This is a genomic window from Streptomyces niphimycinicus (assembly GCF_018883605.1).
GTDB lineage: Bacteria > Actinomycetota > Actinomycetes > Streptomycetales > Streptomycetaceae > Streptomyces > Streptomyces niphimycinicus.
In genome coordinates this window covers 1-24,031 of the sequence record NZ_JAHLEM010000267.1, presented here as the reverse complement: position 1 = coordinate 24,031, position 24,031 = coordinate 1, and the positions used below count along the sequence as shown (strand labels likewise).

The 24,031-nt window shown below is 71.8% G+C and carries 20 protein-coding genes; 10 read left to right on the top strand and 10 right to left on the bottom strand.

Annotated elements, in window-relative coordinates; all coding sequences use genetic code 11:
• Positions 1–17 precede the first annotated feature (17 nt).
• From KN815_RS23700 to KN815_RS23690, 3 genes are all read right to left on the bottom strand, one after another.
• Complete coding sequence (locus KN815_RS23700) at positions 18–1,376, bottom strand: ABC transporter substrate-binding protein (protein WP_216343953.1); 1,359 nt, start codon at positions 1,374–1,376, stop codon at positions 18–20.
• 100 nt (positions 1,377–1,476) lie between these two features.
• The gene (locus tag KN815_RS23695) at positions 1,477–2,559 is read right to left on the bottom strand and encodes a LacI family DNA-binding transcriptional regulator (protein WP_216343952.1); all 1,083 of its coding nucleotides are present in this window, start codon (positions 2,557–2,559) and stop codon (positions 1,477–1,479) included.
• A 100-nt stretch (positions 2,560–2,659) separates the two neighbouring features.
• Positions 2,660–3,199 (bottom strand): sigma-70 family RNA polymerase sigma factor, encoded by a 540-nt coding sequence (locus tag KN815_RS23690; RefSeq protein WP_216343951.1) that lies wholly within the window; start codon positions 3,197–3,199, stop codon positions 2,660–2,662.
• A 141-nt stretch (positions 3,200–3,340) separates the two neighbouring features.
• Here KN815_RS23690 and KN815_RS23685 point away from each other — a divergent pair, with 141 nt between their 5' ends.
• The 4 genes from KN815_RS23685 (at position 3,341) to KN815_RS23670 (ending at position 9,613) form a co-directional block, all read left to right on the top strand.
• Complete coding sequence (locus KN815_RS23685; protein ID WP_253209198.1) at positions 3,341–6,205, top strand: AfsR/SARP family transcriptional regulator; 2,865 nt, start codon at positions 3,341–3,343, stop codon at positions 6,203–6,205.
• Positions 6,206–6,513: 308 nt separating this feature from the next.
• Entirely contained in the window at positions 6,514–7,155 is a 642-nt protein-coding gene (locus KN815_RS23680; RefSeq protein WP_216343950.1) for a DUF4142 domain-containing protein, read from the top strand.
• 20 nt (positions 7,156–7,175) lie between these two features.
• Positions 7,176–8,678: a DUF1996 domain-containing protein gene (locus tag KN815_RS23675; protein WP_216343949.1), complete on the top strand. Its 1,503-nt coding sequence runs from the start codon at positions 7,176–7,178 to the stop codon at positions 8,676–8,678.
• Positions 8,678–9,613 (top strand): RNA polymerase sigma factor, encoded by a 936-nt coding sequence (locus tag KN815_RS23670; protein WP_216343948.1) that lies wholly within the window; start codon positions 8,678–8,680, stop codon positions 9,611–9,613. Before KN815_RS23675 ends, KN815_RS23670 begins: the two co-directional genes overlap by 1 nt.
• 281 nt (positions 9,614–9,894) lie before the next feature.
• Here the strand turns inward: KN815_RS23670 and KN815_RS23665 are convergent, their stop codons facing one another.
• Complete coding sequence (locus KN815_RS23665; protein WP_372458448.1) at positions 9,895–11,073, bottom strand: PucR family transcriptional regulator; 1,179 nt, start codon at positions 11,071–11,073, stop codon at positions 9,895–9,897.
• 454 nt (positions 11,074–11,527) lie between these two features.
• Here KN815_RS23665 and KN815_RS23660 point away from each other — a divergent pair, with 454 nt between their 5' ends.
• The 4 genes from KN815_RS23660 (at position 11,528) to KN815_RS23645 (ending at position 15,623) form a co-directional block, all read left to right on the top strand.
• On the top strand, positions 11,528–12,316 hold the full coding sequence (locus tag KN815_RS23660) for a ferric reductase-like transmembrane domain-containing protein (RefSeq protein WP_253209197.1): 789 nt from the start codon (positions 11,528–11,530) through the stop codon (positions 12,314–12,316).
• A complete protein-coding gene (locus tag KN815_RS23655; protein ID WP_216343945.1) occupies positions 12,313–13,827 on the top strand; it encodes an NADH-quinone oxidoreductase subunit NuoF family protein in 1,515 nt (504 codons plus the stop codon). Before KN815_RS23660 ends, KN815_RS23655 begins: the two co-directional genes overlap by 4 nt.
• Before the next feature lie 202 nt (positions 13,828–14,029).
• On the top strand, positions 14,030–15,007 hold the full coding sequence (locus KN815_RS23650) for an SCO0930 family lipoprotein (RefSeq protein ID WP_216343944.1): 978 nt from the start codon (positions 14,030–14,032) through the stop codon (positions 15,005–15,007).
• A gap of 91 nt (positions 15,008–15,098) precedes the next feature.
• Positions 15,099–15,623 carry a hypothetical protein gene (locus KN815_RS23645; protein WP_216343943.1) on the top strand — a complete coding sequence of 175 codons (525 nt, stop codon included), beginning with the start codon at positions 15,099–15,101 and terminating at the stop codon, positions 15,621–15,623.
• A 43-nt stretch (positions 15,624–15,666) separates the two neighbouring features.
• Here KN815_RS23645 and KN815_RS23640 read toward each other — a convergent pair whose 3' ends face one another.
• Complete coding sequence (locus KN815_RS23640; RefSeq protein ID WP_078639226.1) at positions 15,667–16,344, bottom strand: HAD family hydrolase; 678 nt, start codon at positions 16,342–16,344, stop codon at positions 15,667–15,669.
• 290 nt (positions 16,345–16,634) lie between these two features.
• On the bottom strand, positions 16,635–17,567 hold the full coding sequence (locus KN815_RS23635; RefSeq protein ID WP_216343942.1) for a ScbA/BarX family gamma-butyrolactone biosynthesis protein: 933 nt from the start codon (positions 17,565–17,567) through the stop codon (positions 16,635–16,637).
• Positions 17,568–17,677: 110 nt separating this feature from the next.
• On the opposite strand from KN815_RS23635, the gene KN815_RS23630 reads away from it, so the two are divergent.
• The gene (locus tag KN815_RS23630; protein ID WP_216343941.1) at positions 17,678–18,319 is read left to right on the top strand and encodes a ScbR family autoregulator-binding transcription factor; all 642 of its coding nucleotides are present in this window, start codon (positions 17,678–17,680) and stop codon (positions 18,317–18,319) included.
• On the opposite strand, the gene KN815_RS23625 is transcribed toward KN815_RS23630, so the two are convergent.
• Both KN815_RS23625 and KN815_RS23620 read right to left on the bottom strand, forming a co-directional pair.
• Positions 18,311–18,994, bottom strand: a complete 684-nt coding sequence (locus KN815_RS23625; protein ID WP_216343940.1) for an SDR family NAD(P)-dependent oxidoreductase — start codon at positions 18,992–18,994, stop codon at positions 18,311–18,313. The two genes, KN815_RS23630 and KN815_RS23625, sit on opposite strands and share 9 nt — an antisense overlap.
• Complete coding sequence (locus KN815_RS23620; protein ID WP_253209196.1) at positions 18,987–19,217, bottom strand: hypothetical protein; 231 nt, start codon at positions 19,215–19,217, stop codon at positions 18,987–18,989. The genes KN815_RS23625 and KN815_RS23620 overlap by 8 nt, the downstream gene beginning before the upstream one ends.
• Before the next feature lie 183 nt (positions 19,218–19,400).
• Here KN815_RS23620 and KN815_RS23615 point away from each other — a divergent pair, with 183 nt between their 5' ends.
• Positions 19,401–20,177 carry a DeoR/GlpR family DNA-binding transcription regulator gene (locus KN815_RS23615; protein ID WP_216343958.1) on the top strand — a complete coding sequence of 259 codons (777 nt, stop codon included), beginning with the start codon at positions 19,401–19,403 and terminating at the stop codon, positions 20,175–20,177.
• A 52-nt stretch (positions 20,178–20,229) separates the two neighbouring features.
• Here KN815_RS23615 and KN815_RS23610 read toward each other — a convergent pair whose 3' ends face one another.
• Together KN815_RS23610 and KN815_RS23605 are read right to left on the bottom strand one after the other, a co-directional pair.
• The gene (locus KN815_RS23610; protein WP_216343939.1) at positions 20,230–21,972 is read right to left on the bottom strand and encodes an ABC transporter ATP-binding protein; all 1,743 of its coding nucleotides are present in this window, start codon (positions 21,970–21,972) and stop codon (positions 20,230–20,232) included.
• Positions 21,969–23,738: an ABC transporter ATP-binding protein gene (locus KN815_RS23605; RefSeq protein WP_216343938.1), complete on the bottom strand. Its 1,770-nt coding sequence runs from the start codon at positions 23,736–23,738 to the stop codon at positions 21,969–21,971. Before KN815_RS23605 ends, KN815_RS23610 begins: the two co-directional genes overlap by 4 nt.
• Positions 23,739–24,031: the final 293 nt, after the last annotated feature.

Genomic DNA, 24,031 nt, shown 5'->3' with positions numbered 1-24,031 from the left:
ACGGGAGATGAGGGGGTTCAGCGGGTGGTGACCGACAGGCCGAGGCTCTTCAGATCGGGCATCGTCCGACTCTGGGCATCGCGCAGGGCTTTGAGGATGTCGCCGCTGCCGGCCCCCGCCTTCGCCAGCCCGTCGTCACCGGAGCTGGTGGTCGAGGTCATCCGCGGGCCCCACTTCCAGGTGGGCGCGATCCGCTCGGCCTCCTTCTGGAAGAGACCGAAGATGTCCTGGCCGGAGTAGTAGCTGGTGTCCATCTCCTTACGGGCGACCGGCACCAGGCCGGGCACGGACGGGAAGGCGCTGCTGACGCCGCTGGCGAGCTTGGCCTTCAGGGCGCCGGGGCTGGTCACCATCCAGGAGATGAACTCCATGGCCTCCCTGGGGTGCCGGCTGTCCTTGGTGACCATGAAGGTCGAGCCACCCTGGGTGCTCACCTTGGGTTTCGCCGGATCCCACTGCGGCATCGGCGCGATGGCCCATTTGCCCTTGCCGTCGGGGGTGGACGCCATCATCGAGCCCGCGGCCCAGGCGCCCGCCAGATAGCCGGCCGTCTCCCCGCTGCGCAGATGGGCCCGCCACTGCTGGCTGGACCCGGGCTCCACCCGCACCAGGTCGTCGTCCATCATCCGCTGCCAGTAGCCGGCGACCTTACGGGTGGGGGCGTCGTCCATGGAGATCTGCCAGGTGTCCCCGACGGTGTCGTACCACTTCGCCCCGGCCTGCCAGGCGTACCCCGCCATATAGAGGGTGCCGCCGGTGGTGAAGAGGCTGGCGATCCGGGACCGGGGCTGGGCCTGCTTGAGCTTGCGGGCCGAACTCTCGAACTGCGCCCAGGTCTTGGGGACCGGGATGTGGTTCTTGGTGAAGATGTCCTTGCGGTACAGGAAGACCATCGGCTCGATGTCCACCGGTACGGCGTAGGTGCGCCCGTCGAAGGTGGTGAGGTCCAGCGCCTGCGGCAGGATCTTCTTGCGGACCGAGTCGGGCAGCAGCTTGGTGATGTCCCGGGGCACGCCGTCGATGGTGAAGCCGGGCAACTGGGGGTATTCGATGGTGGCCACGTCGGGGGAGTTGCCCGCGCGCGCGGCGTTGCTGAGCTTGGTCCAGCCGCCCTGCTCCCCGGAGGGGACCTGCTGGAATTCGACTTTGATGTCGTCGTGGGTGCGGTTGAACTCGTCGACGACTTCCTGACTGCCGCGCAGCGCCGACCAGAAGGTCAGCCGTACGGGACCGTGGCCGACGGTGTCGGATCCGCTACTTGTCGAGCAACCCGCGCAGCCCGCCAGAACGAGGGCGAGCAGCGTGAGCAGTGCGGTGGTGCCCGCCGTCGCCCGGCGTCCGGTTGCCGAGCGACCTGGGCGTCTACGACCAGGCATGGGCCCTCCCCTGATTCAGCGGTGGAGTCAGGGGAATCTTGAGCGCTTGACTGAAAAGCCGTCAATACATCGAACAGAAGAAACCAAAGCGGTCAAACAATCAGAGAAGCGGGGCGGTGGAATCCCGGACCACCAGCTCCGGCAGCAGCTCCAGATGGCGGGCGGCCCCGACCCACCGCCCGGCCCGCGTCCGCTCCAACTGGCGGGTCAGCAGCTCCAGCGCGGCCTGGCCGACCTCGCCCTTGGGCGGGGCCACGGCCGTCAGCGCGATCTGCCCCATATCGGCCACCACATCGTTGTACGCGACCACCGAGCAGTCGCGCGGCACCTCGACACCCGCCTCACGCAGCCGCTGGACCAGCACCAGCGCGTCCATGTCGCCGTGGATCAGCGCGGCGGTGGCCCCGGCCCGGCGCACCGCGTCGGCCAGGTCGGCCTCCCCCGCGTCGCGCGGGCGCGGATCGGGCCCGGCGGTGCGCGAGCTGAGCATCACCGGGCACCCCTCACGGATGCCACGGGCCGCGGTCTGCGCCGCGAACTCCGAGCGGATCACCCGTGCGGTGGGGCTGTCGTCGCGCGCCGCCAGCACGATCCGCCGATGCCCCAGCGAGGTCAGATGCTCGAGCGCCAGATGCACTCCGTACGCGTGGTCCGAGCGCACACTGTCCAGGCCGTAGACGGCGCTGCCCCGGTGGGGCCGGCGCTCCACCAGCACCACGGGGAGCTCCAGGGCGCCGAGCCAGGCGTGGTCCGCCCGCTCCTCCGCCTCGGTGCGCCAGCGCGGTGAGAGCAGCAGGCCCCGGGCGCCCGCGTCCAGCGCCTGGCTGACCGCGCGCTCGGTGCCGCGCTCGTCCGCGGCGATATGCAGTGCGAGCCGCAGTCCGGCCTTCTCGGCGGCCTCGCGCGCCGCCTGGACGGCCTCGGTCAGATAGGTGTTGCGCTCGGGGACCACCATGCCGATGGTGTCGCCGGTGGCGGTGGACTCCTGGGCCATCGGCCGCAGTGAGCGCGCCACCCCGTGGCCGCGGCGCACCTCCCCGCGCTGGGCCAGCTCCTCCACGTCCCGCCGTACGGTGACGACGGACACCGCCAGCTCATCCGCGAGATCGGTGATCCGCGCGCTGCCCCGGGCCTCCACCAGCGCCGCGATCCGCGCCTGCCGCTTCTGCGCCGGCTCCCGCATGTTCCCCACCCCTGACGCGATCGGCTTTCGTCTGTACTCGAAACACCGCCATAGTAGCGATCATTCGATCAGAAAGCAGTCGGCGGGTATCCGGAGGTGGTCAGCACTCGGTGACGCCACGCTCCCGCAGGGCCGTCCGCAGGGCCCGTGTCGCGTAGTACGTCCGCGATTTGATGGTTCCGGGCGGCACTCCGAGCGCCCGGGCCGCCTGGCTGACACTGCGGTCCAGATAGTGCAGATGCAGCAGCACCTCCCTTTGCGGGGGCGCCAGGTCCGCCAGCGCGTCCCACACCAGCCGGGCGGTGAGCGCTTGATCGACCGTGTCCGGCGCGGCCGGCAGCGCCATCTCCGCCTCACCGGCCATCTCCACCGGCCGCTCCGCCTGATCCTGGTGGCCATCGGTCACCAGGTCGCTGACCACGGTGAACAACCGGTTACGGACGGTGTCGTCCATGGGGCCGACATCCATGGGGCGCTGCCAGGCGTGGATCGCCACCTCCTGCACGATGTCCTGCGCCCGGTGCCAGTCCCCGCCCAGCATCCGGGCCGCCAGCCGGTGCAGTGCCGAACCGTGCCGCCGGTACAGCGTCCTTAAGTAGATGTCGGCGTCGGTCGTGACGGCCGCCGTGCGGATGTTCATCGTCTCGTTCCCCCCGAGGCTGATGTGTCAATGGCGCGAGCGTAAAAGAAGGGCGACGCCGATTGAGTGACGAAAGTCTGACGTCGCGTGGCGGCCGGAAGAACGCGGTGCCCGAAACGGGCTCGACTAAGATCCCTAGTTGTGCGATTTACGGTGGTAGGCCCGGTCAGGGCGTGGCGTGACGAGGTCGAACTGGACCTGGGTCCGCCCAAACAGCGAGCCCTGCTCGCACTGCTGCTGGTGCGGGCGGGACAGCCCGTGTCGCTCGGCGAAATCGTCGATGTGCTCTGGGCGCAGGATCCGCCGAGCACCGCGGTGAATGTGGTGCACCGCCATGTGGGATCGGTGCGCCGACTGCTGGAACCCGGGCTGCCGACACGGGCCGAGGGCAGCCGGCTGGTGCGCAGCTCGGGCGGCTACCGGCTGAACGCCGACGCGGACGCGCTGGATCTGCTGCGCTTCCGGAAGCTGAGCGAATCGGCGCGGCGCACCGCCGCCGAGGGCCGGCCGGAGCGGGCGGCCGAACTCTTCTCACAGGCGCTCGCCCTGTGGCAGGGGCCGACCGCCACCGGAGTCCCCTCCGACATCCAGTCCCATCCGGTCTTCTCCGGTGTCGACCGGGAACTTCTGGCCATCGCCAAGGAGGCCGCCACCACGGCGCTGGCCTGCGAGGTTCCGGAGCAACTGCCCACGGTGCTCCAGCAGTTCGCCGCCCACCACGCCCTGGACGAGACCCTCCAGGCCCAGTTGATCCGGGTGCTCGCCGCCACCGGACGGCGGGCCGAGGCGCTGGAGGTCTTCTCGACCGCGCGCGACCGGCTGGCCGATCAGCTCGGCGTCCCGCCCGGCCGCGAACTGCGCGCCGCCCACCGCGAGGTGGTGCCCCGGTCGACCCCGGCCCCCGCCGAGCCGGTCCAGCCGGCCCCTCCGGCCGCGGCGCCCGCCCCGGTGATCCGCCCGGCGCAGCTCCCGCCCGACCTGCCCGCGTTCAGCGGACGCCATGCCGAACTCGCCGGTGTCCATACTCTGCTGCCCGAGGGCGCCGACGCCGGATCACCGGGGCCGTTGATCATCAGCGCGATCGACGGGATGGCCGGGATCGGCAAGACCACGCTGGCCGTGCACTGGGCCCATCGGATCGCCCACCGCTTTCCGGACGGGCAGCTCTACGCCAATCTGCGCGGCTTCGATCCGACCGGTTCGATGATGTCGCCGAACGAGGCGCTGCGGGCGTTCCTCCACGCGCTGGGGATTCCGCCGAACCGGGTGCCCACGGGTCTGGACGCCAAGACCGCGCTGTACCGCAGTCTGCTGGCGGGGCGGCGGATGCTGATCCTGCTGGACAACGTGGTGGACTCCCAGCACGTCCGGCCGCTGCTGCCCGGCGCCCCCGGCTGTCTGACCATCGTCACCAGCCGCAATCAGCTCCACGGTCTGATAGCGAGCGAGGGGGCCCGCCCCCTTACTCTGGGGCCGCTGTCCCCGGCCGAGTCCCATGAGGCGCTGGTCCGGCGGCTGGGCACGGACCGGGTCGCCGCGGAGCCGCAGGCGGTGGCCACCATCATCCGGCTGTGCGGGCGGCTGCCGCTCGCGCTGGCGGTGATGGCCGCCCGGGCCGCGACCCGTCCGTCCTTTCCCCTTTCTTCTGTCGCCGCGGAGTTGCGCGAGAGCCAGGGGAACCTCGACGCGTTCGCGGGCGCCGATCCGAGCACCGACGCGCGCAGCGTCTTCTCGTGGTCCTACCGGGCCCTGGACCGGGAGGCCGCCCGGCTGTTCCGGCTGCTCGCCCTGCATCCGGGGCCCGAGGTCTCGGCCGCCGCGGCCGCGAGCCTGGCCGGGCTCCCGCTCCGGGTCACCCGTGCCCTGCTGACCGCGCTCACCCGCGCCCATCTGCTGGTGGAGCAGGCCCCGGGCCGCTACACCTTCCACGATCTGCTGCGGGCCTACGCCATGGAGCTGGTCCAGGACCACGACACGGACGAGATCCGCCACGACGCCCGGCACCGGATGTTCGACCACTATCTGCACACCGCGCGCACCGCCGCCACGCTGCTCGCCCCGCACCGCACCGAACCGCTGCCGCTGTCCCCGGCCCGGCCCGACGCCGCGCCCGAGCATCTGGGCGGCCAGGACCGCGCCGAGGCATGGCTCTCGGCCGAGCGGGTCGTGCTGCTGTCGGTCGTCGAGCACGCCCGCGACCACGGATTCCCGTCCCACGCCTGGCGGTTGGCGGTCACACTGGAGCTCTTCCTGGACCGGCGCGGCCACTGGCAGGAGCAGACCGCCATCCAGCGCACCGCGCTGGGGGCGGCCCGGGCCCTGTCCGACCGGCTCGGCCGGGCGCACAGCCACCGCACCCTGGGGTTCGCCGAGGGACGGCTGGGCCGGTACGAGGAGGGGTACGGCCATCTGGAGCGGGCGCTGGAGCTGTTCACGGAGCTGGGCGAGGCGGGCGGACAGGCCCGCACCCTGCGCTCCCTGGCCTTTCTGTCCAACACCCAGGGCCGCTACCAGGAGGCGCTGGACCACTACCGGCCCGCGCTCGGCCACTACCGTGCCGCGGCACACCTCAGCGGCCAGGCCAGTGTGCTCAACGAGATCGGCTGGACCCATATCCTCCGCGGTGAGTACGAGCACGCGCTGTCCCACTGCCGCCAGGCCGTCGAACTGCACCGGCGGATCGGCGACTCGGCCGGCGAGGCCGCCGCGCTGGACAGCCTGGGGTACGCGTATCACCACATCGGACGGTATGAGCCCGCCCTCACCTCGTACGGCCGGGCGCTCGCCATCTACCGCGAGATCAGCGACCGGTATCTGGAGGCCGACACCCTGCACCACCAGGGGGACACCCGGCTGGCCCAGGGCGACCTGGCCACCGCGCTCATCGACTGGCGCGGGGCCCTGGAGATTCTCCAGGAGCTGAACCACCCCGATGCCCGGGTCCTCGACGGCAAACTGGGGCAGTACCGGCAGTCACCGCATCCGGCCTCGGCTCTCAGCGGATGACGGGGCCTGGTGGGCGTGGTCTTCCGCGCTGTCGTATCCACGGCGGGGCGCCTCCGGGTCGTCGGGACGGTGCGCGGCGGGCCGCTCGGGAGCGGCCGGGCACCGGGTTCTCCCTGCCGTACGTACGGGCCCGGTGAGTTGCTCAACCGGGCGGGAAAAAATTTCTCAACACCCCCCGGTTCGCGGCCGCGCAGGGTAGCAGCCGGAAGTGATCTCTGTCCCGGCTTTATTCACTGGTGATGAGGTCTCCACGACCGAGCCACACGAGGTACTAGCGTCCGGTGTCACTCCGAACCAAGGAGGGCGCTGTGCCACCAGCAAACCTCACCAGACCCATCGCCTCCAGCCGAACCATCGGCACCGGGCTCATCATTGGGGCGCTCGCCGTCACCCTGGCGGCGATCCTCATCCCGGTGTCGCTGTTCGGCGAGAGCAGCGCGGCCCTGCCGCGCAACGGCGTCACGGACGACGGCGGTGGGACGGTCAGCACCCAGTACGGGCCGCTCACGGCCACTGACCGGGACTTTGTCCGCAAAGTCAGGCTCGCCGGAACGTGGGAGCTCCCCGCCGGCCGGCTCGCCCAGCAGCGGGACGTCCGGGACGCGGTGAAGACCGCCGGTGAGCATCTCATCGAGGGACACACCGAGCTCGACCGCCGTTCCGAGGAGGTCGGCCGGGCACTCGGGATCACGCTGCCCAACCAGCCCAACGCGCAGCAACAGGGCTGGCTGAACGAGATGACCAGCGCCGGCAGCAGCGCCCAGTTCGAGCGGGTGTTCGCAAACCGGTTGCGCGCCGCTCACGGCAAGGTGTTCAACCTTGTGGCGCAGGTGCGAGCCGAGAGCCGCAACTCCATGGTCAGATCTCTGGCCACCAGGGCCAATGCCATCGTTCTCGACCACATCACGGTCCTCGAGGACACCGGGCTTGTCGACTTCGACACCCTCTAACGACTAAGTGAAGTGATCTTATGAGGCAACAGACCCACAAACGCGGGCGGTTCACCAATAAAACCGTCGCCATCGTCGCCGCCCTGGCGCTCGGCGGTGGCGGGGCCGCGATCATCGCCGCCAACGCGTCCGCCCACGGCGACAAGGGCGACTCCGGCCAGAACCACACCGTGGCCGCGAAGGCGGGGACGATCCAGTGCCCCGATGTGGGGCAGAAGCTGAGTGATGTGCCGGAGAGGGCCAGGCCCAAGGTCGACAAGAACCTGGCCGAGCTGGACAACCAGGTGGCCAAGGCATACCAGCAGATGAACCAGGAGCAGGGTTCGAGCGACGCGGTGCTCTCCAGGCTCAACGACGAGCGCTCGCGGACGATGGACAACATCGGCTCGGCCATGGGCGGCGACAACTCCCAGCTCCAGGGGATGACCGACTGCAAGTGGCAGGAGGTCGCCACCCAGGGCGGTCAGCAGCAGGGCGACCAGCAAGGCGGCGACCAACAGGGCGACCAGCAAGGCGGCCAGCAGCAGGGCGGCGACCAACAGGGCAACCAGCAGGGCGGCGACCAGCAAGGCGGCGGCGACCAGGGCGGCGAGGGCGCCAACGATGTGCCCGGCAATGCGGGCGGCCAGGCGGGCAACGGCCCCGCGCAGGACGACTTCGTCGACATCACCAAGGTGCAGCCGAACGTCCAGCAGCCGCCGCAGGCCCAGCAGAACGGCTCCACCGGCACCTTCGCCACGGAGTGCGGCGTCGGCGACCCCAAGCTGCGCAACAGCGACAACGTGATCGTCGCGCCCGGTGTCGGCAACGGCGCCCACCACACCCACGACTACGTGGGCAACGACAGCAACGACGCCTTCGCCAACAACCAGACCTTCGAGCAGGGCGGCACCTCCTGCAAGAACCAGGACGACAAGTCGACGTACTACTGGCCCGTGGTCCGCGCCCAGGACGGCAAGGACGAGGCGGACGCCAATGAGCTCGGCGGCGGCCAGGAGGGCAACGTCGGCACGATCCTGACCCCCACCAGCTCCAAGATCGAGTTCAAGGGCAATGCCCAGAGCAAGGTCACGGCGATGCCGAAGTTCCTGCGGATCATCACCGGTGACGCCAAGGCGTTCACCAACGGCGACAAGAACGCCAACGCCTCCTGGAGCTGCACCGGCTTCGAGGACCGGCAGTTGACCGACAAGTACCCGCTCTGCCCCGAGGGCAGCTCCGTCACCCGGACCTTCGACTTCCAGAGCTGCTGGGACGGCCAGAACATCGACAGCGCCAACCACCGTGACCACGTGGCGTTCGCGGGCGAGGACGGCTCCTGCCCGGGTGGCTTCCAGGCCATCCCCCAGCTCGTGAACACGATCACCTACGATGTGCCGGCCAACACCCCGTTCGCCGTGGACGGCTTCCCCGAGCAGTTGCACAAGCCCATCACCGACCACGACGACTTCATCAATGTGATGTCGGAGGACCTGATGAACGAGGCGGTGGACTGCATCAACAGCGGCAAGCAGTGCGGCTGATGGAACACGGTCACCAGGCGCGCGTCGGCCGTTCGGCCGGCGCGCGCCGCGCTGCCACCGCGCACTTACACCAGGCCGCGGACGACGACGCGGCGGGCGACCCTCCGGCGGCGGGACATCCGGACACCGAGGGGCTCCAGGGCCGGGAACATACCGACCGTCCGGTCCGCCCCGTCCCGGACCAGGAGCTCACCCGGCAACTGGCCGAGGGCTACCGGTCGGGCAGCAGCAGCCCGGCGGCGGGCGACCTGCTCTACCGCCGCCACCACGCGGCGACCCTGCGCTACGCCCTGACCTGCTGCCGTGACCCGCATGACGCCGAGGACCTGGCCTCCGAGGCGTTCTTCCGCACCTTCCAGGCCGTACGCGCCGGGGGCGGACCGCGGGGGCCCTGGCGGCCGTATCTGCTCACGGTGGTGCGCCATACCGCGACGGAGTGGAGCGCCGGGGAGCGCCGGGTGCTGCTGACCGCCGACTTCGAGTCCTGGCGGCAGCACGCGTCCACGGCCGATCCCCAGCAGCATCTGGTGGCCCGGGAGGACCGCCGGTTGCTCATCCGCAGCTTCCGGGGACTTCCCGAGCGCTGGCAGACCGTGCTGTGGCTGACCCTCGTCGAGGAGGAGCCCCCGCACCGGGTGGCCGTGGCCCTGGGCATCTCCCCCAGCGGGGTGACCTCGCTGGCCTTCCGGGCCCGGGAGGGGCTGCGCGAGTCGTATCTGCGGGCCCATCTGGAGTCGGCGCGCGACGACCGGTGCCGGCACTACAGCGGTCTGATCGGCGCCTCGGTGCGCCGGGGCGGGGTGCGCGGCCGGGCGCTCGCGCGCCATCTGGCCGGATGCGCCTTCTGCTCCCACGCATACGGCGAACTGCTCGGCCTGAGCGCGGCGATGCGTACCGCCCCGCGTACGGCGGCGCCCGCCGGGGCGCGAGGCTGAGCGCTCCGCGGGAAGTGCCGCGAGGTGCGGTCGTTCATCCGCGGCCGTGTCGTGGCTGGCCACGCGGCGGAGCCGCATATCGGCACGGCCGCGGCGGAGCCGCACATTCGGCACAGCCCCGCGCCCCTTCGGGGCGCACCCGAACCGCACCGGACTTCATCGAGGCCGCATGGGGCCTTCCTGCGGCGATCCGCGTCGTCCGAGCGGCGGGCGCCGGACCGGCCCACGACAGCGAGAACCGCCGACCGCGGGAGCGCGGCCGGCGGTTCGCCTTCTGCGGGTCAGAGTCCGTTGACGCGCGCCTCCCTGGCGATGCCCAGCGGCCGGACGCCGGGGGGCGCACCGGCACGGGTGCGGCGGCCGACCCGGGACGCGTGCCGCCGTATCCGGTCCATCTGCGCCATCAGCCTGCGGCCGCGCAGCGCCATCTCCAGCTCGAAGCGTATTCGGGGGTCCCGCAGGCCCGGCCCGAAGAGCTTCTCGATCTGGCGCAGCCGGTAGCGCACGGTCTGCGGATGCACCTTGAGGGCCTTGGCCGCCTCGGGTGCGCCACCGCCCTCCAGCCAGGCCAGCAACGTCATCTGGAGCCGCTCGCTCTGCCGGGGGGTCAGCCCGACCAGCGGCTTGAGCCACCGGGCGGCCAGCGCCCGGACCAGCGACTCGTCCTGGAGGAGCAGCAGCATCGACAGATGGTCGTCGACGAAGAGCACCCGGGCCTCGGGGCCGGGCCGACCGGGCGCCAGGGCCAGCAGGCGGCGCGCCCAACGCACCGACGAGGACGCGTCGTTGAGCGGCACCGCATGGCCCACGGCGGCGGTGCGGCCGCGCAGCGCGGTCTCCAGCGCCGCCCGGGTGCCGGGCTCGGCGGGCGCCTCGCGCTCCGGCTCCCGGTCGCCTTCCTGAGGGGCGGCGGTGGCGGTGGTGTCCGCTGTGGGATGGCCCGGGTCCGCGTCCGGGTCGGGGATCAGCAGGCACAGCTCGTCGCCGACCGCGCCGATGAGGGTGTCTCCCAGCACGGCGGCCAGTTGCGGCGCCTCGCCCGGAGTGGGCAGGGCGATGGCCTGCACCGTCTCGGGGAGTGGCCACCGGGCGGCCCGGGAGAGCTCCATCAGGGTGCGCTCGGAGACCGCCACTTCACCGATGAGGGCCTCGAACAGATCGCGCCGGGCCCGCTCGGGCGGCACCTCGGCCAGGGCCTCCTCGGAGGCGGGGGCGGCGGGCTGCTCGCCCGCGCCGTCCTCGCCCGCCCTGCGGTGGCCGAGTGCCGTCAGGAGGGCCTGCTCGACTCCTCCTCGGACCTTGTCTCGCTCAGAGTCCTCCAGAAGTTCGGCGAATCCCGGAATTCTGTGCCGAAGGTTCTCAACCACCTCGTCGGCCACGGACGGGAGTTCATTGCGCAGCACGCGGGTCCACTCGCCACGGGGGCGGGACCAGATGCGGTTCACGAGTTCGCCCATCATTACCTCGTTCTTGCCGGGGGGAGACCTGGCCGTTGGGGGGTCGGCCAGGTCCGTGGAGGTTGCCTCCGTGACCGGTTCGTCCAGTACCGGTCAGGGAGTCGAGGGTCCTCCGCTACGTCATAGAGGACCCGGCCCCCTCCCGGTCCCGGTACTTTGACGGTTCTTTGCCATTGAAACGACAGTGGAGCAGCCGGGAGCGGCGTGAGCGGGGTCCGTCCACGAGAAGTTGTCACGTTACGACAAATCTTATGGAGATCACGTGTACTTCCGAGAAGCTGGCGCCCCCAAGACGACTTTGACGTATCTCGTCACCCGCGCGAATCCGCGCGATCGGGAGGCTCCAATGTCCATGTCCCAAACGCCGCTGCCCTCGTCGCAGGGGCGTCACGGGGGACGCCGGGCTCGAGGCGGACGACGGGCCGCTCGCCGGACTCAGCAGCGTGACCCATCCGGGATGGGATGGCCACGCCACATCCGGATCTACGCCATCCTCGGCTCCATCGCGGCGTCCCTGTACGTCGCGTGGGACGCCGGCGCGTTCTCCAAGACCTTCGCGTTTCTCGACTTCGGCGCGGGTGTGCTCGCGCTGGTCTGTCTGACGTCGGCGGTGCTGTGGGGGCTCGCCGCGACCGACCAGCTCATCCTGCACACCAGGCAGCGGCTGATGGCCCAGGCCGTCCACCGGGCGGCCGCGGTCGCCGGGCTGCTCTTCCTGGCCGTTCACATCTGGGTCAAGATCGCGGAGAGCCACACCAACGCCGCGTCCATCGTGTTGCCGTTCGCTGACGCAAATCAGCCGGTGCTGATCGGGCTCGGCACCATCGCCGGCTATCTCTTCGTGATCGCCGCGGTGACCGGTGCGGTGCGCAGCTCGTTCGCCTCGGCCGGCAACTCCCGCTGGCGGTACCGCTGGTGGCGGGCGCTGCATGTGGGCGCCTACCCGGCGTGGTGCGCCGCGCTGATCCACGGTCTGAAGGCGGGACGCGCCGCCAAGACGTGGGCCACCTACGGCTATATCGCCGCCCTGGCCGGTGTGGCCATCGCGCTGTGGCTGCGGCTGGTCGCCCGGCGCCGCCAGGACATCGACCGGGCGGACGGCATCGAGGTCAGGAACCCGCCCGCCCGCAGCATGCAGGAGGGCCGGACCCGGCGGGCCGGTCCCACCGTGCCGCGCCCCCGTTCGGCCGAGCCCGGCTCGCGTGACAGTCAGCCGCTCGGTGCCTCTCGCGGGTGGGACCGGTGATCACGACCAAACCCAGGCTCGCCTGTGTCGACCCGCCCCGGCTGCTGGCCGGGCTCGACGAGGTGTACCGGCTCGACCGGGTCGGCCATCTGACCGTTCATGGCACCATGCCCGCCCTCCGGGCGGATGAACTCGTGGCGCTCGCGGAGAACATCGATCTGCGCGGGCGCGGCGGCGCCGGTTTCCCCTTCGCCAAAAAGGTCCAGGCCGTCGTGGAGTCGGCCGGCCGGCGCGAGGGCCGCTGCGCCGTGGTGGTCAATGGCAGCGAGGGTGAGCCCAGTTGCCTCAAGGACACCGCGCTGCTGCTGCACACCCCGCATCTGGTGATCGACGGCGCCGTGCTGGCCGCCGAGGCGCTCGGTGCCGAGGAGGTCGCCATCGCGGTGCACCGTAGGGATGTCGAGGAGTCCCTGGCCGCCGCGATCGCCGAACGCGGCCCCAGCGGGGTCCCGGTGTCGGTGAACCGCACCCCGGACCGGTTCGTCGCCGGTGAGGGCGGCGCGGTCATCAACGGCATCAGCGGCGCCCCGGCCATCCCCAACGGCCGCAAGATCCGCACCAGCGACAGCGGGCTCAGCGGACTGCCCACTCTGCTGTCCAACACCGAGACCTTCGCCCAGCTCGCGGTGGCGGCGCGGATGGGCGCCCTGCCGTACCGCTCGGTGGGACTGCCCACCGAACCGGGCACCACCCTGCTGACGGTCGGCGGGAAGTATGTGCTGGAGACGCCCACCGGGGTGCCGCTGACCTACGTCCTGGAGCTGTGCGGTCTCACCGCCGGCCAGGCGGTGCTGGTGGGTGGCTACCACGGCAAGTGGCTGGACCCCCGGAGCATCAACGCCGCCACGATCTCCCGGGAGTCCATGAAGAAGTACGGCGCCCGGCTGGGCGCCGGGGCGGTGCTGCCCATCCCGGAGAACACCTGCCCGCTCGGCGAGACCGCGCGGGTGGCGCGCTGGCTGGCGGCCGAGACGGCCGGTCAGTGCGGGCCCTGTTTCATCGGGCTGCCGGCGCTGGCGGACGCCATCGGCCAGGTGGAGCGCGGCGGCGGCCAGTCCGCGATCGACAATGTGCGGGCCTACGTCAATTCGGTGCGGGGGCGCGGAGCGTGCAGCCATCCCGACGGCACCGCCGGTTTCGTGACCACCGCGCTGGACGCGTTTCCCGAGGAGTTCGAGGCGCATGCGCTCGGCGCCGGCTGCGGACGGCCCACGATGGGCGTCCTGCCGCTGCCGGAGGACGCGCTGCCGCGGGCCCTGCCGCCCGCCCCGCTGAACCCCTCGGCGCGCGATGAGCGCCCCCAGCGGGGGCCGACGGAAAAGCTGCTGGTCGACTGGTCGCTGTGCCAGGGCCATGGGCTGTGCGCGGACATCCTGCCGCCCGAGGTGCTGACGCTCGGCATCGACGGCTATCCGGCCTCGGCCAAGATGGATGTGCCCCGGCCGCTTCGGGCCCAGGCGGTCCGCGCGGTCCGCCGCTGCCCCGCCCTGGCGCTGCGGATCGAGGAGTAGGCCGCAGGGTGAGCCATCGCACCACCCCACACCACGACGGCCGTGCGCAACGGCCGTCGACCGCTGTGCGCTCAGCGATCCGGCGTTTTTTGCGTCGGATGACAAATTCGGAAGCCGCTGAGCACCGGTCCGCATGGGCTCCGTATGGACCTGACGTCGGCGCAATCATCGCCGGACCGATCGAGATTGCAGAGGGATGGTCATGGAGAAGCGTCACATCGCGTTCGCCGGGGTGTCGGTAGCGATGGTTCTGCTGACGGCGGCTTGCGGCAGCAGCAAGGACAACTCCGCGGGCAGCGCCAATGTGCAGCCGGCGGGCGGCAGTCAGACCGTGGGCGCGGGGGCCTCCGCGTCGGCGGGCGCGGGTGCGGTGGCCGGCGCGACCGGCGGGTACCAGGCGGGCGGCGACACCGGTGCCGCCGCGGGCGGTGAGGCCGAGCGGACCGGTCCGGCGAAGCAGTTGGCGGTCAAGGAGGACGCCAAGCTCGGCAAGTTCATCACCGACAGCAAGGGCTGGACCCTCTACCGGTTCGACGAGGACACCCCCAAGCCCGCCAAGTCCAACTGCAACGACGACTGCGCCACCAAGTGGCCCGCGGTGCCCGCGGACGACGCCGCGGCCACCACCGGTATCGAGGCCGACAAGCTGGGCTCGGTCACCCGCTCCGACGGCAGCAAGCAGCTCACGCTGGCGGGCTGGCCGGTCTACCGCTTCGCGGGCGACGCCAAGCCGGGTGACACCAAGGGCCAGGGCGTGGGCGGCACCTGGAACGCGCTGGCGCCCGACGGAAAGCCGGCCGGCAAGACCGCGGCCGCGGACGACAGCCTCCAGCTCATGGTCAACAACAACGCCGGGCTGGGCAAGATCATCGTGGACGGCAAGGGCATGACCGTCTACCGGTTCGACAAGGACAGCGCCTGGCCGATGAAGACCGGCTGCCTCGGCGCCTGCCTGGACACCTGGAAGCCCGTCAAGGCCGTGGACACCACGAAGGTCGCCGGGCTCGACGCCGCGAAGGTCACCTCCTTCAAGCGCCCCGACGGCACCAAGCAGGCGGCGTTCGACTGCTGGCTGCTGTACACCTTCACCGGGGACAAGAAGCCCGGCGACATCAACGGCCAGGGCGTCAAGGGCACCTGGTTCGCGGTCACCGACAAGGGCAAGAAGGCGGGCCAGTAGGACCGGCTCCATCACTTACGGTCCACCGCGGCGGGTGGCCCGAGGCCGTCCGGCCCGGGCCGCCCCGCCGGATTTTCTACGGGAGGTTGATGTGTCACTCGCACTCCGGGCCACCGCGGTCGGCGCGGCCCTGCTGTTCCTGGCCGGCTGCGGTGGAGGCGATCAGGCACACGGCGCCAAGCACGAGCAGAAGAAGGTGTCCCCCGCCACCAAGGAGTTCGCCAAGCCCGGCAAGCCCGCGCCGCTGACGAAGATCGCCGACGCCATCGGCTGCAAGGCCACGGTCATCACCGAGGCGGACGAGCTGCGCCAGGGCGCCTGCGGATCCGGTGGGAAGCGGTTCACGATGGTCACCTTCGCCACCGACAAGGGCCAGCACGACTGGCTGACGACGTCGAAGGACTACGGGGGGATGTACCTGGTCGGCAAGCGCTGGTCGGTCACCGGCCTGTCCATGAACTCGCTGGAGCCCCTGCGCGAGAAGCTCGGCGGATCCCTCGAACAGGGGATGTCCCACGGCGCCTCCCATGGCGGGATGAAGCAGGGGGACGGGATGGACGGCATGGAGGGCATGGACGGCCCGGCGAGCCATCCGGGCCACGACGGGAAGAAGTGACGCCCGGAACCCGCCGACCAGGCGGTGAGCGCGGGTCAGCCCCTCAGGCCGCCCGGGAGTCCGCCCACTTGACCAGCTCCGGGTCGGCCAGGGTGGAGACCCACACATCCACCGGCGGGGGCTCGTCCACCGGCTTCCGCGGCCCGACACCGAGCACCCTCAGCCCGGCGCGCGAGGCGGACAGAAATCCACAGTGGGAGTCCTCCACCGCGAGGGCGTCCTCGGGGGCCGCACCGCACAGCCGGGCGGCCTCCAGATAGACGTCGGGATACGGCTTGGGCCGCACCTGTCCCTCGGGGACCAGCACATGGCCGAAGTACCGCAGCAGCCCGGCCTTGGCGAGCCCGTCCTCGACGACGTCGCGCGGGCAGTTGCTGGCCACGGCCAGCGGGGCGAACGCCGCCGCCTTCGCCACCAGTTGGGGCGCGCCCGGCATGGTGACCGGGTCCTCGGCCACCAGTCGGCGGAAGGCATCCAGGAGTTGCTCGGTCATCTCGTCGGCGAGTTCGGGGCGGCCGGCGAATTCGGCCAGCATACGGCCGCATTCGGTGTAGTGGAGCCCCTTCGTGCTTTGCGCGAACTCCTCGTCGGGGGCGGTTCCGTGGTTTCTGAGGACCACTTCGCGCGCCTCCACCCAGTGTCGTTCGGAATCCATCAGGGTGCCGTCGCAGTCGAAGACGATGGCGGCTGGGGTCCATCCGAGAAACTTTTCGGCTGTCATCTGTCTGCCGTTCCATGGGAGGTGGAGGAATCGGCGCAGGGAGTGCCCGTACGTGCGGGGAGCCGCTCAGTGGAAATGTCCTGGCGGCTCGGAAGTGGCGCCGTGCGCCGACCGCTGCTGTCGTACAGGCCGTGAGATTCGCCTGCCCGAAACATAACGATCACTACGTTAGTTATCTGACCCGGAGTAAGCAAGGGGTCACTCAGTGTCGGCGATTTGTTCGTCGTTCAGGCCGTTCGTCGCCCATGAGTTCGTCGCACAGCATGTTCGTCGCACAGGGTGTTCGTCGCTCAGAGGTACTGGAGCACCCCGACCGCCGTGCAGATATCGGCCTGGCGCAGCCGGAAGACGCACGTCCGGCCATGGGCGGTGCACTCGACCACGGCCGGCGGAAACGACTCGGTGAAGCGGATCGCCTTCATGCGGCAGGCGACCGGCCGGGTCAGCGTCCCGCCGGTGGCCAGCGCCGCCGCCTGACGGGCGCCCTCCAGCAGTACCAGGCCCGGCACATGGTCGCTCCAGTGGTCGAAGAAGAACGGATGGCGGGGGTCGGCGGGGTCGAGGTAGACCACTCCCCCGTCCTGTACCACCAGCACGTCCCGGGCCGCCGGAACGGCCAGTTGCGCAGGTGAGGGCCGCACCGCGGCGCGCAGCCTGCGGCGCGCGGTGTGGCCGTGGAAGGCGGACCGGGTCTCCGCGTAGGCCGTGCCGTCGAGGAAGCGCGCGGTGCCCTGGGCCCAGGCGAAGAGCTTGCCGCCCGCGGACAGCACGACATCCAGCCGCATCCCGGAGACGAAGCGTCCGCAGGGGGTGGTGCGGATGTCGGTGACGGCGGCCCGGCAGGTGATGTCGGAGGCGCCGTACGGCGCCCGGGGCTCGGTCTCGGGGTCCAGCCGGTAGGAGATGTCCCGGATCAGGAAGTGCGCCCCCGCGGGCACCGCGTAGTACCGCGTGGGGATGTAGATCCCCAGCTCGCGCAGGGTTTCCGCGATCATCAGCGGATGGTGACGGCCGTCTCCGCCATGCGGGAAGGTGGGATGGGACCGCGGCCACTGGGCGGCGGCCTCGAACCGGTCGTCACCGTGCGTACGCACGTCGGTGAGCAGCACCTCGGCCACCGAGACCCGGTGCACCGCCTCCCGTGCCACGGTGCGGGACCAGCTCAGCGGCCGCCCGGTGGGACCGGGCGGCTCCGAAAGGCCATGAGCCTCACGAACGATCACCTTAAAATACTAATAATGATTGACCTGTCTCGCCTCATCACCATCACCGGCCGAAAGTCCGCTAAGTTCTCCCCGTCACATCCGACGGGCTGCTGAAGGACGGCGAACACGTGCAAGAACGGGCCGAGCAAACACGCCGATCCCTTCTGGAGGCCGCCGCGTTCCTTTTCGACGAACGCGGATACGCCGGCACGAGCATCAGCGACATCACCTCCCGGTCCGGTCACACCAGCGGCGCCATCTATTTCCATTACACGAGCAAGGAAAGGCTCGCCCTCGCCGTGGTGGAGGAGCACTTCGCCACCTGGCCCCCGCTGATCGAGCGCTACACCGCCCTCGACGCGCCGCCCCTGGAGCAACTCGTGCGGCTCAGCTTCGCGGTGGCCCGCGCCTTCCGCGATGACCTCCTGGTCCGGGCCGGGGCCCGGCTGTGGACCGAGCGCACCCTGATCGAGGCGCCCATGCCACCGCCCTTCGTGGGGTGGATGGACGCCGTGGGGCAGATGATGGAGAAGGCCCGCGCCGAGGGCGATCTGGCCCCGCAGGTCGATCCGCTGGCCGCCGCCCGGACCGTCGTCTTCGCCTTCTTCGGGCTGCACACCGTCTCCGAGGCCCTCGACGGGCGGCGGCTGGTCGAGGACCATCTGGCCGATCTGTGGACCCTGCTGCTGCCCTCGCTCCAGGCCCGGCCCGTGGACACCGCGAGGCTGCTGGCGCTCGCCCGCCCGGAGACCCCGCCCCCGTCAGAGTGAGGCGCCCGCGCACATCACCAGCGTCTGCCCGGTGACCGCGCCGCTCTCCGGGCCCAGCAGGAACGACGTCAGCCCCGCCACCTCCTCGGGACGGACGAGCCGGCCCAGCGGTGGCCGCACCGGCGGGGTGCCGCTGCGGCCGGGGTCGCGCAGCATGGGGGTGTCGGTCGGCCCCGGCGCCACCACGTTCACCGTGACCGCCCGGGGCGCCAGCTCGGCCGCCCAGGACCGGGCCAGGGCGGGCAGCGCCGCCTTGGTGGCGGCGTACTGGCTCTTGCCCGGGACGCCCGTCATCGTCCGGCTGCCCACCAGCACCACCCGGCCGCCGTCCGCCACCCGGTCCACCAGCGTGTCCACCAGCACGCCCGCCGACTGCACATGGATCCGCCACATGAGCGACCCGTCCTCGGGCCTCAGCTCCCCCAGCCGCGCCGAGCGCTGAACGCCCGCCGCGTGCACGATCGCGTCCACCCCGGACACCGCGGCGAGCACCTCGGGAAGCTCCTCCGGCCGGGACAGATCGGCCGGGATCCAGTGCAGCCCCGCGACCGGGCGCGCGGGCGACGTACGGCTGATCCCGGTGATCCGCCACCCCTCGGTCAGCAGCCGGGTGGCGATCGCGGCGCCGATACCGGAGCTGACACCGGTGACCACGGCGTGCCGGGGCTCAGACATCGGCCGCCCAGTCAGGCGTGACCCGGACGTACTTGATGGCCCGGCGGTGGTACGTATACGCGATGTGCAGTGTGCCGTCGGCGCCCTGCCGGATGGTGGGGTAGGACAGTTCGCGGTTGAGCCGGTCGCGTGAGTTGTTGGTCAGGCAGTGGCCGTCGCCGGTGTCCAGATCGCGCCGTACGGGCCAGGTCAGGCCGTTGTCGGAGGAGAGCGCGAGGGTCATGGGGGCACGCGGCGCGCCCCAGAAGGCACCGGGTGCCGCGTCGTCCCTCGTCGCGGCCGGGGCGGGCGGCTCGCCGGTCCGCCCCTCCCGGCCACTGACGCCGGCCCCGCCCGCTGACGCCCAGCCCCTGCCCAGGAACGCGAGGCCGAGCCCACGTTGAGGAACGCGAGAGACGCGAGAGAGATCCCGGCGAACGGAGCGCGGGCCCGGCGCGACCAGATCGTCCACCTCGCCACGACCACGGGCCTGACCAGCGTGGCGGAGCTGTCCCGCACCTTCGGCGTCACCGCCTCCACCATCCGCCGCGACCTCGCCCAGCTCACCGCGGACGGGCGGCTGGCGCGGACGTACGGCGGGGCGATGGCCCTGGTCGCCCACCCGGAGGCGTCGCTGCGCCAGCGCACCGGCGAGGCGTTCGAGGCCAAGCGGGCCATCGCGCGCTGGGCGGCGTCGACGATCCGCACCGGGGAGACGGTGCTGCTCGACGCCGGTTCGACGGTCGGCGCGCTCGCCCATGAGCTGCGCACCGCCGAAGGGCTCACGGTGGCCACCACCGGGCTCACCGCACTTCAGGAGCTCGCCGATGTGGAGACCGTACGGGTGGAATGCCTCGGCGGTACGCTCCGGCCGCTGAGCCAGAGCTTCCTCGGCCCACTCGCCGAGGCGGCCCTGGAGCGCATGACCTTCGACCGGGTGTTCCTGGGCGCCGACGGGGTGACGGCCGAACACGGCATCTGCGAGGCGGATCTGAGCCAGACCCGGCTGAAGGAGCTGATGGCCCGCCGGGCGGACGCGGTGTACGTACTGGCGCACCCCGCGAAGATCGGCCGCCGCCCCTTCCACACCTGGGTGCGGCTGCCGCCCGGCTGGACGCTGGTGACGGACGACGGCGCCGACCCCCACGAGATCCGCGCGCTACGGGCCCAGGGGGTCGAGGTCACGGTCGCCGGGGGCGAGTGACCCTCGCCCCGCGACGCCCGCTGATCCACCATCCGGCAGTGGGCCGCGCCCCTCACGTACGACCGTGCCATGACTCCCACAGCGCGGCATACGCACCCCCGCGCGCCACAAGCTCCTGGTGCGGGCCGAGTTCGCTGATCCGCCCGTCCTCCATCACCGCCACCCGGTCCGCGTCATGCGCGGTGTGCAGCCGGTGGGCGATCGCGATGACGGTACGCCCCTCGAGCAGGGCCGCGAGGGAGCGCTCCAGACGGCGGGCCGCGCGCGGATCGAGCAGCGAGGTGGCCTCGTCCAGCACCAGGGTGTGCGGATCGGCCAGCACCAGCCGGGCGAGGGACAGTTGCTGCACCCGGTCCGGTGCCAGGGCCGCGCCACCCGCCCCCACCCGTGCGTCCAGCCCCAGCTCAAGGGCCCACTCCCGGGCCCCGACCGCGTCCAGCACCCGCTCCAGCTCGGCGTCGGCGGCCTCGGGCCCGGCGATGAGCAGATTCTCCCGGAGCGTTCCGGAGAAGACATACGTCTCCTGGGTCACCAGCGCCACCTGGCCACGCAGCCGGTCCGGGGAGAGCGCGGTGAGCGGCACCCCGCCGACGGTCACCGAGCCGGTGCGCGGTGCGTGGATCCCGGCGAGCAGGCGGCCGAGGGTGGACTTGCCCGCGCCCGACGGCCCGACGACCGCCAGCCGCTCCCCCGGTTCGATCTCCAGGTCGATCCCGCGCAGCACATCCCGGCCGTCCCGGTAGGCGTAGCGCACCTCGCGCAGCGCCAGGCCCCGGTGCCGGGGCGCGGCCGGGGCGGGGGCGTCGGCTCCGGGATCGGGGGTGCGGTGGACGCCCCGCAGCCGGGCCAGTGAGGCGGCACCGGCCTGGAGGTCGCCCAGGCAGTACAGCACCGTGTCGACCGGGCTCAGCAACTGCTGGACGTAGAGGGTGGCCGCGGTGACCGCGGCGAGCGAGACCATGCCGTGGAGCGCGAAGAGGCCGCCGACCACCAAGGTCGCGGCCACCGGCAGCAGATAGGCGGTGTCGATGACCGGCAGAAAGACCGTGAGCAGCCCGATCGTATGGCGCTCGGCCGCGTAGGACTCGGCGATGTCGCGGTCCGTGCGCGCCGCGCGCCGCCCGGCCAGGCCCAGCGCCTCGACGGTACGGGCCCCCTCGACGGTCTCGGTGAGGCCCTCGGTGATCCGCGCGTAGGAGGCGCTCTGGCGCAGGAACGCCTCGCGCGACCGGCCGAAGAACCACCGGGCCGCGACCCACAGGACCGGCACCCCGATCAGACAGGGCAGGGCCAGCAGCGGGCCCACCACGAACAGGGCGCCGAAGGTGGCGGCGATGGTGACCAGGGCGGTCATGGTGGCGGGGACCGCGCGGCGCACACAGCCCGCGAGCACCTCCACGTCCCGGATGGTGCGGGTGACCAGATCGCCCGCACCCGCCCGTTCGACGGTGGCGAGCGGCAGGGCGAGCACATCGCCGACGAACCGCTCGCGCAAGTCGGCCAGGACCTTCTCGCCCAGCCGCGCCGAGGCATACGTCGCGGCATGGGTCAGCAGCGCCTGGACGATGACGAACGCGCAGATCAGCAGTGCCGTACGGGTGATGGCGCCGCCGCCGTCACGGGTGTCCTCCACCAGATCGCCCAGCAGCCGGGGGCCCACCAGTCCGCAGCCCGCGGCGAGCGCGTACAGGACGAGCACGGCGGTGAGTTCGCGCGGGTGGCGCAGCGCCAGCCGCCGCGCGTAGGCGCGGGTGTCGCCGGCCGAGGCGACCGGCAGCGGGGTGTGGGTGCTCATGCCGACTCCTCCCGCGCCACGACGGACCGGTAGCGGACATCGCCGAGCAGATCGCCGTGCGAGCCCTGGGCGACGGCCTTCGCGCTCTGTACGTAGACGACATGGTCCGCCCGGTCGAGCACCACGGGGCTGGTGGTGAACACCAGCGTGGTCCGTCCGGCGCGCAGCTCGCTCACCCCGCGCGCGATACGGGCCTCGGTGTGGGCGTCCACGGCGCTGGTGGGCTCGACGAGGATCAGCACCTCCGGATCGGCCATGAGCGCGCGCACCAGGCGCAGCCGCTGCTGCTGGCCGCCGGAGAAGTTGCGCCCGGACTCGGCGACGTGGTCGTCGAGCCCGTCCGGGAGCGCCTCGGCGATGTCCCGCGCACAGGCGGCGTCGACGGCCCGCTCCAGCTCCGCGTCGCTCCCTGGGCCACGCAGCTCCTCGCGCAGCGGACCGGCGAAGAGGCGGTCGTCGTGGTCGGCGACGAGGATGCGGCGGCGTATCTCGTCCGGGGGCAGATCGCCGAGCGGGGTGTCCCCGAGGGTGACGGTGGAGTCGGTGTAGCGGCCGAGCCGCGCGGCGAGGGTCGCGGTGTCGGCGGGGGACGCGCAGGCCACGGCGGTGAACCGGCCCGGTACCACGATCAGCCCGGAGGCGGGGTCGGCGAGCGGGGCGGACCCGTCGCACGGCCCCTCATACGGCCCGTCGCACGGCCCCTCGTACGACCCCTCGCACCGCCCCTCGTACGGCCCCTCGTACGGAGCGGGTGCGGCGGTCCCCAGCGCGAACTCGGGCCGCAGCGCGAGAAACGCCGTGATACGCCGCGCGGCCACATGCCCCTGGGTCAGCCGCCCGGCCGCGTTGGTGAGCCGGCGCAGCGGATCGACCAGGAAGACGGCGTAGCCGTAGAAGGCGACGAGCTGTCCCGGGCCCATCCGCCCGCTCGCCACGTAGTGCGCGCCCAGCCAGACGACGACGGTGGTCAGCAGCCCGGGCAGCAGCACCTTGGCACCCTCCAGCAGCGCCTCCACCCGGGCCACCGCCACTCCCGCCGCGCGCACCCGCTGGGAGTCGGCGCGATAGCGGTCGGCGAAGACCTCCTCGCCGCCGATGCCGCGCAGCACCCGCAGCCCGCTGACGATGTCCACGGCGCGGCCGGTCAGCTCGGCCTGCTGTTCGCGCAGCCGATGCTGGCGCCGGTGCAGCGGACGGATCAGCAGGGACACCGTCCCCACCATGAGCGGCACCCCGAGCAGCACCACCAGGCCGAGCTGCCAGGAGGTGCCCAGCAAGATGGCCGCCACGACGGCGATGGCGACGATGGCACCGCTGCCCCGGGCGGTTTCGGCGAGCGCCTCCCCGAGTCGGCCGATATCGGCCACTCCGGCATTCACGATCTCGCCTTTGGCCACCCGTTTCGGCAGGGTCGCCCCCAGCCTGGCGGCCTGGCGGGCGATGAGTTGTGCGGTGCGATAGGCGGCGCCCAGCCGAGTGGTGAGGGCGGCGCGGTCGCGCAGAATTCCGGCGGCGGCCTGAATCGTCCCAAGGGCCACCACCGCACCGCCCCACCACAGGAGTGCCTGCTGGTCACGGGCGATGATCCCGGCGTCGATGGCCTTGCCGACCGCGGCGGGCACCAGGGCCTGGGCCAGCACATGGACAATTCCATAGAGAGCGCCAAGGAATATGGCATTACGTTGATAAGCGGCAAGCCATAACAGATAGGATATGGGTGAGCGATGGTCTGGATTTCCGGGATCCGGATCAGGAAAACGTCGCATGACGACGGCGATGCTAGCGACGCCGCTTCCGCCGGGCGGAGGAATTATCGCCCGCCTTCCCCGCCGCTCGCGCGTTCGGCGCCGAGTCCATGCGTACATCCCTGGGGACCGGGGCACCCGCCCCGGATACGACGTGGCCACCCGCCGACGAGCTTTGGAGGACACCGTGGCACGGCAGACCGACCCGACCCTCATCCACCCGACGCAGCGAGATCCCGGGCCGCCGTCGCCGACCCCGTCGCCCGGTCCGGGCGGCCCCGAACCGGGTCCCGCACCGGGCCCCGTGCCCGGAC

What these genes read in the sequence shown, in the direction of transcription:
- KN815_RS23700 (WP_216343953.1), bottom strand. Translation starts at nt 1,376, where the DNA reads ATGCCTGGTCGTAGACGCCCAGGTCGCTCGGCAACCGGACGCCGGGCG.
- KN815_RS23695 (WP_216343952.1), bottom strand. Translation starts at nt 2,559, where the DNA reads ATGCGGGAGCCGGCGCAGAAGCGGCAGGCGCGGATCGCGGCGCTGGTG.
- KN815_RS23690 (WP_216343951.1), bottom strand. Translation starts at nt 3,199, where the DNA reads ATGAACATCCGCACGGCGGCCGTCACGACCGACGCCGACATCTACTTA.
- KN815_RS23675 (WP_216343949.1), top strand. Translation starts at nt 7,176, where the DNA reads ATGAGGCAACAGACCCACAAACGCGGGCGGTTCACCAATAAAACCGTC.
- KN815_RS23670 (WP_216343948.1), top strand. Translation starts at nt 8,678, where the DNA reads ATGGAACACGGTCACCAGGCGCGCGTCGGCCGTTCGGCCGGCGCGCGC.
- KN815_RS23665 (WP_372458448.1), bottom strand. Translation starts at nt 11,073, where the DNA reads ATGATGGGCGAACTCGTGAACCGCATCTGGTCCCGCCCCCGTGGCGAG.
- KN815_RS23660 (WP_253209197.1), top strand. Translation starts at nt 11,528, where the DNA reads ATGGGATGGCCACGCCACATCCGGATCTACGCCATCCTCGGCTCCATC.
- KN815_RS23650 (WP_216343944.1), top strand. Translation starts at nt 14,030, where the DNA reads ATGGAGAAGCGTCACATCGCGTTCGCCGGGGTGTCGGTAGCGATGGTT.
- KN815_RS23640 (WP_078639226.1), bottom strand. Translation starts at nt 16,344, where the DNA reads ATGACAGCCGAAAAGTTTCTCGGATGGACCCCAGCCGCCATCGTCTTC.
- KN815_RS23625 (WP_216343940.1), bottom strand. Translation starts at nt 18,994, where the DNA reads ATGTCTGAGCCCCGGCACGCCGTGGTCACCGGTGTCAGCTCCGGTATC.
- KN815_RS23620 (WP_253209196.1), bottom strand. Translation starts at nt 19,217, where the DNA reads ATGACCCTCGCGCTCTCCTCCGACAACGGCCTGACCTGGCCCGTACGG.
- KN815_RS23610 (WP_216343939.1), bottom strand. Translation starts at nt 21,972, where the DNA reads ATGAGCACCCACACCCCGCTGCCGGTCGCCTCGGCCGGCGACACCCGC.
- KN815_RS23605 (WP_216343938.1), bottom strand. Translation starts at nt 23,738, where the DNA reads ATGCGACGTTTTCCTGATCCGGATCCCGGAAATCCAGACCATCGCTCA.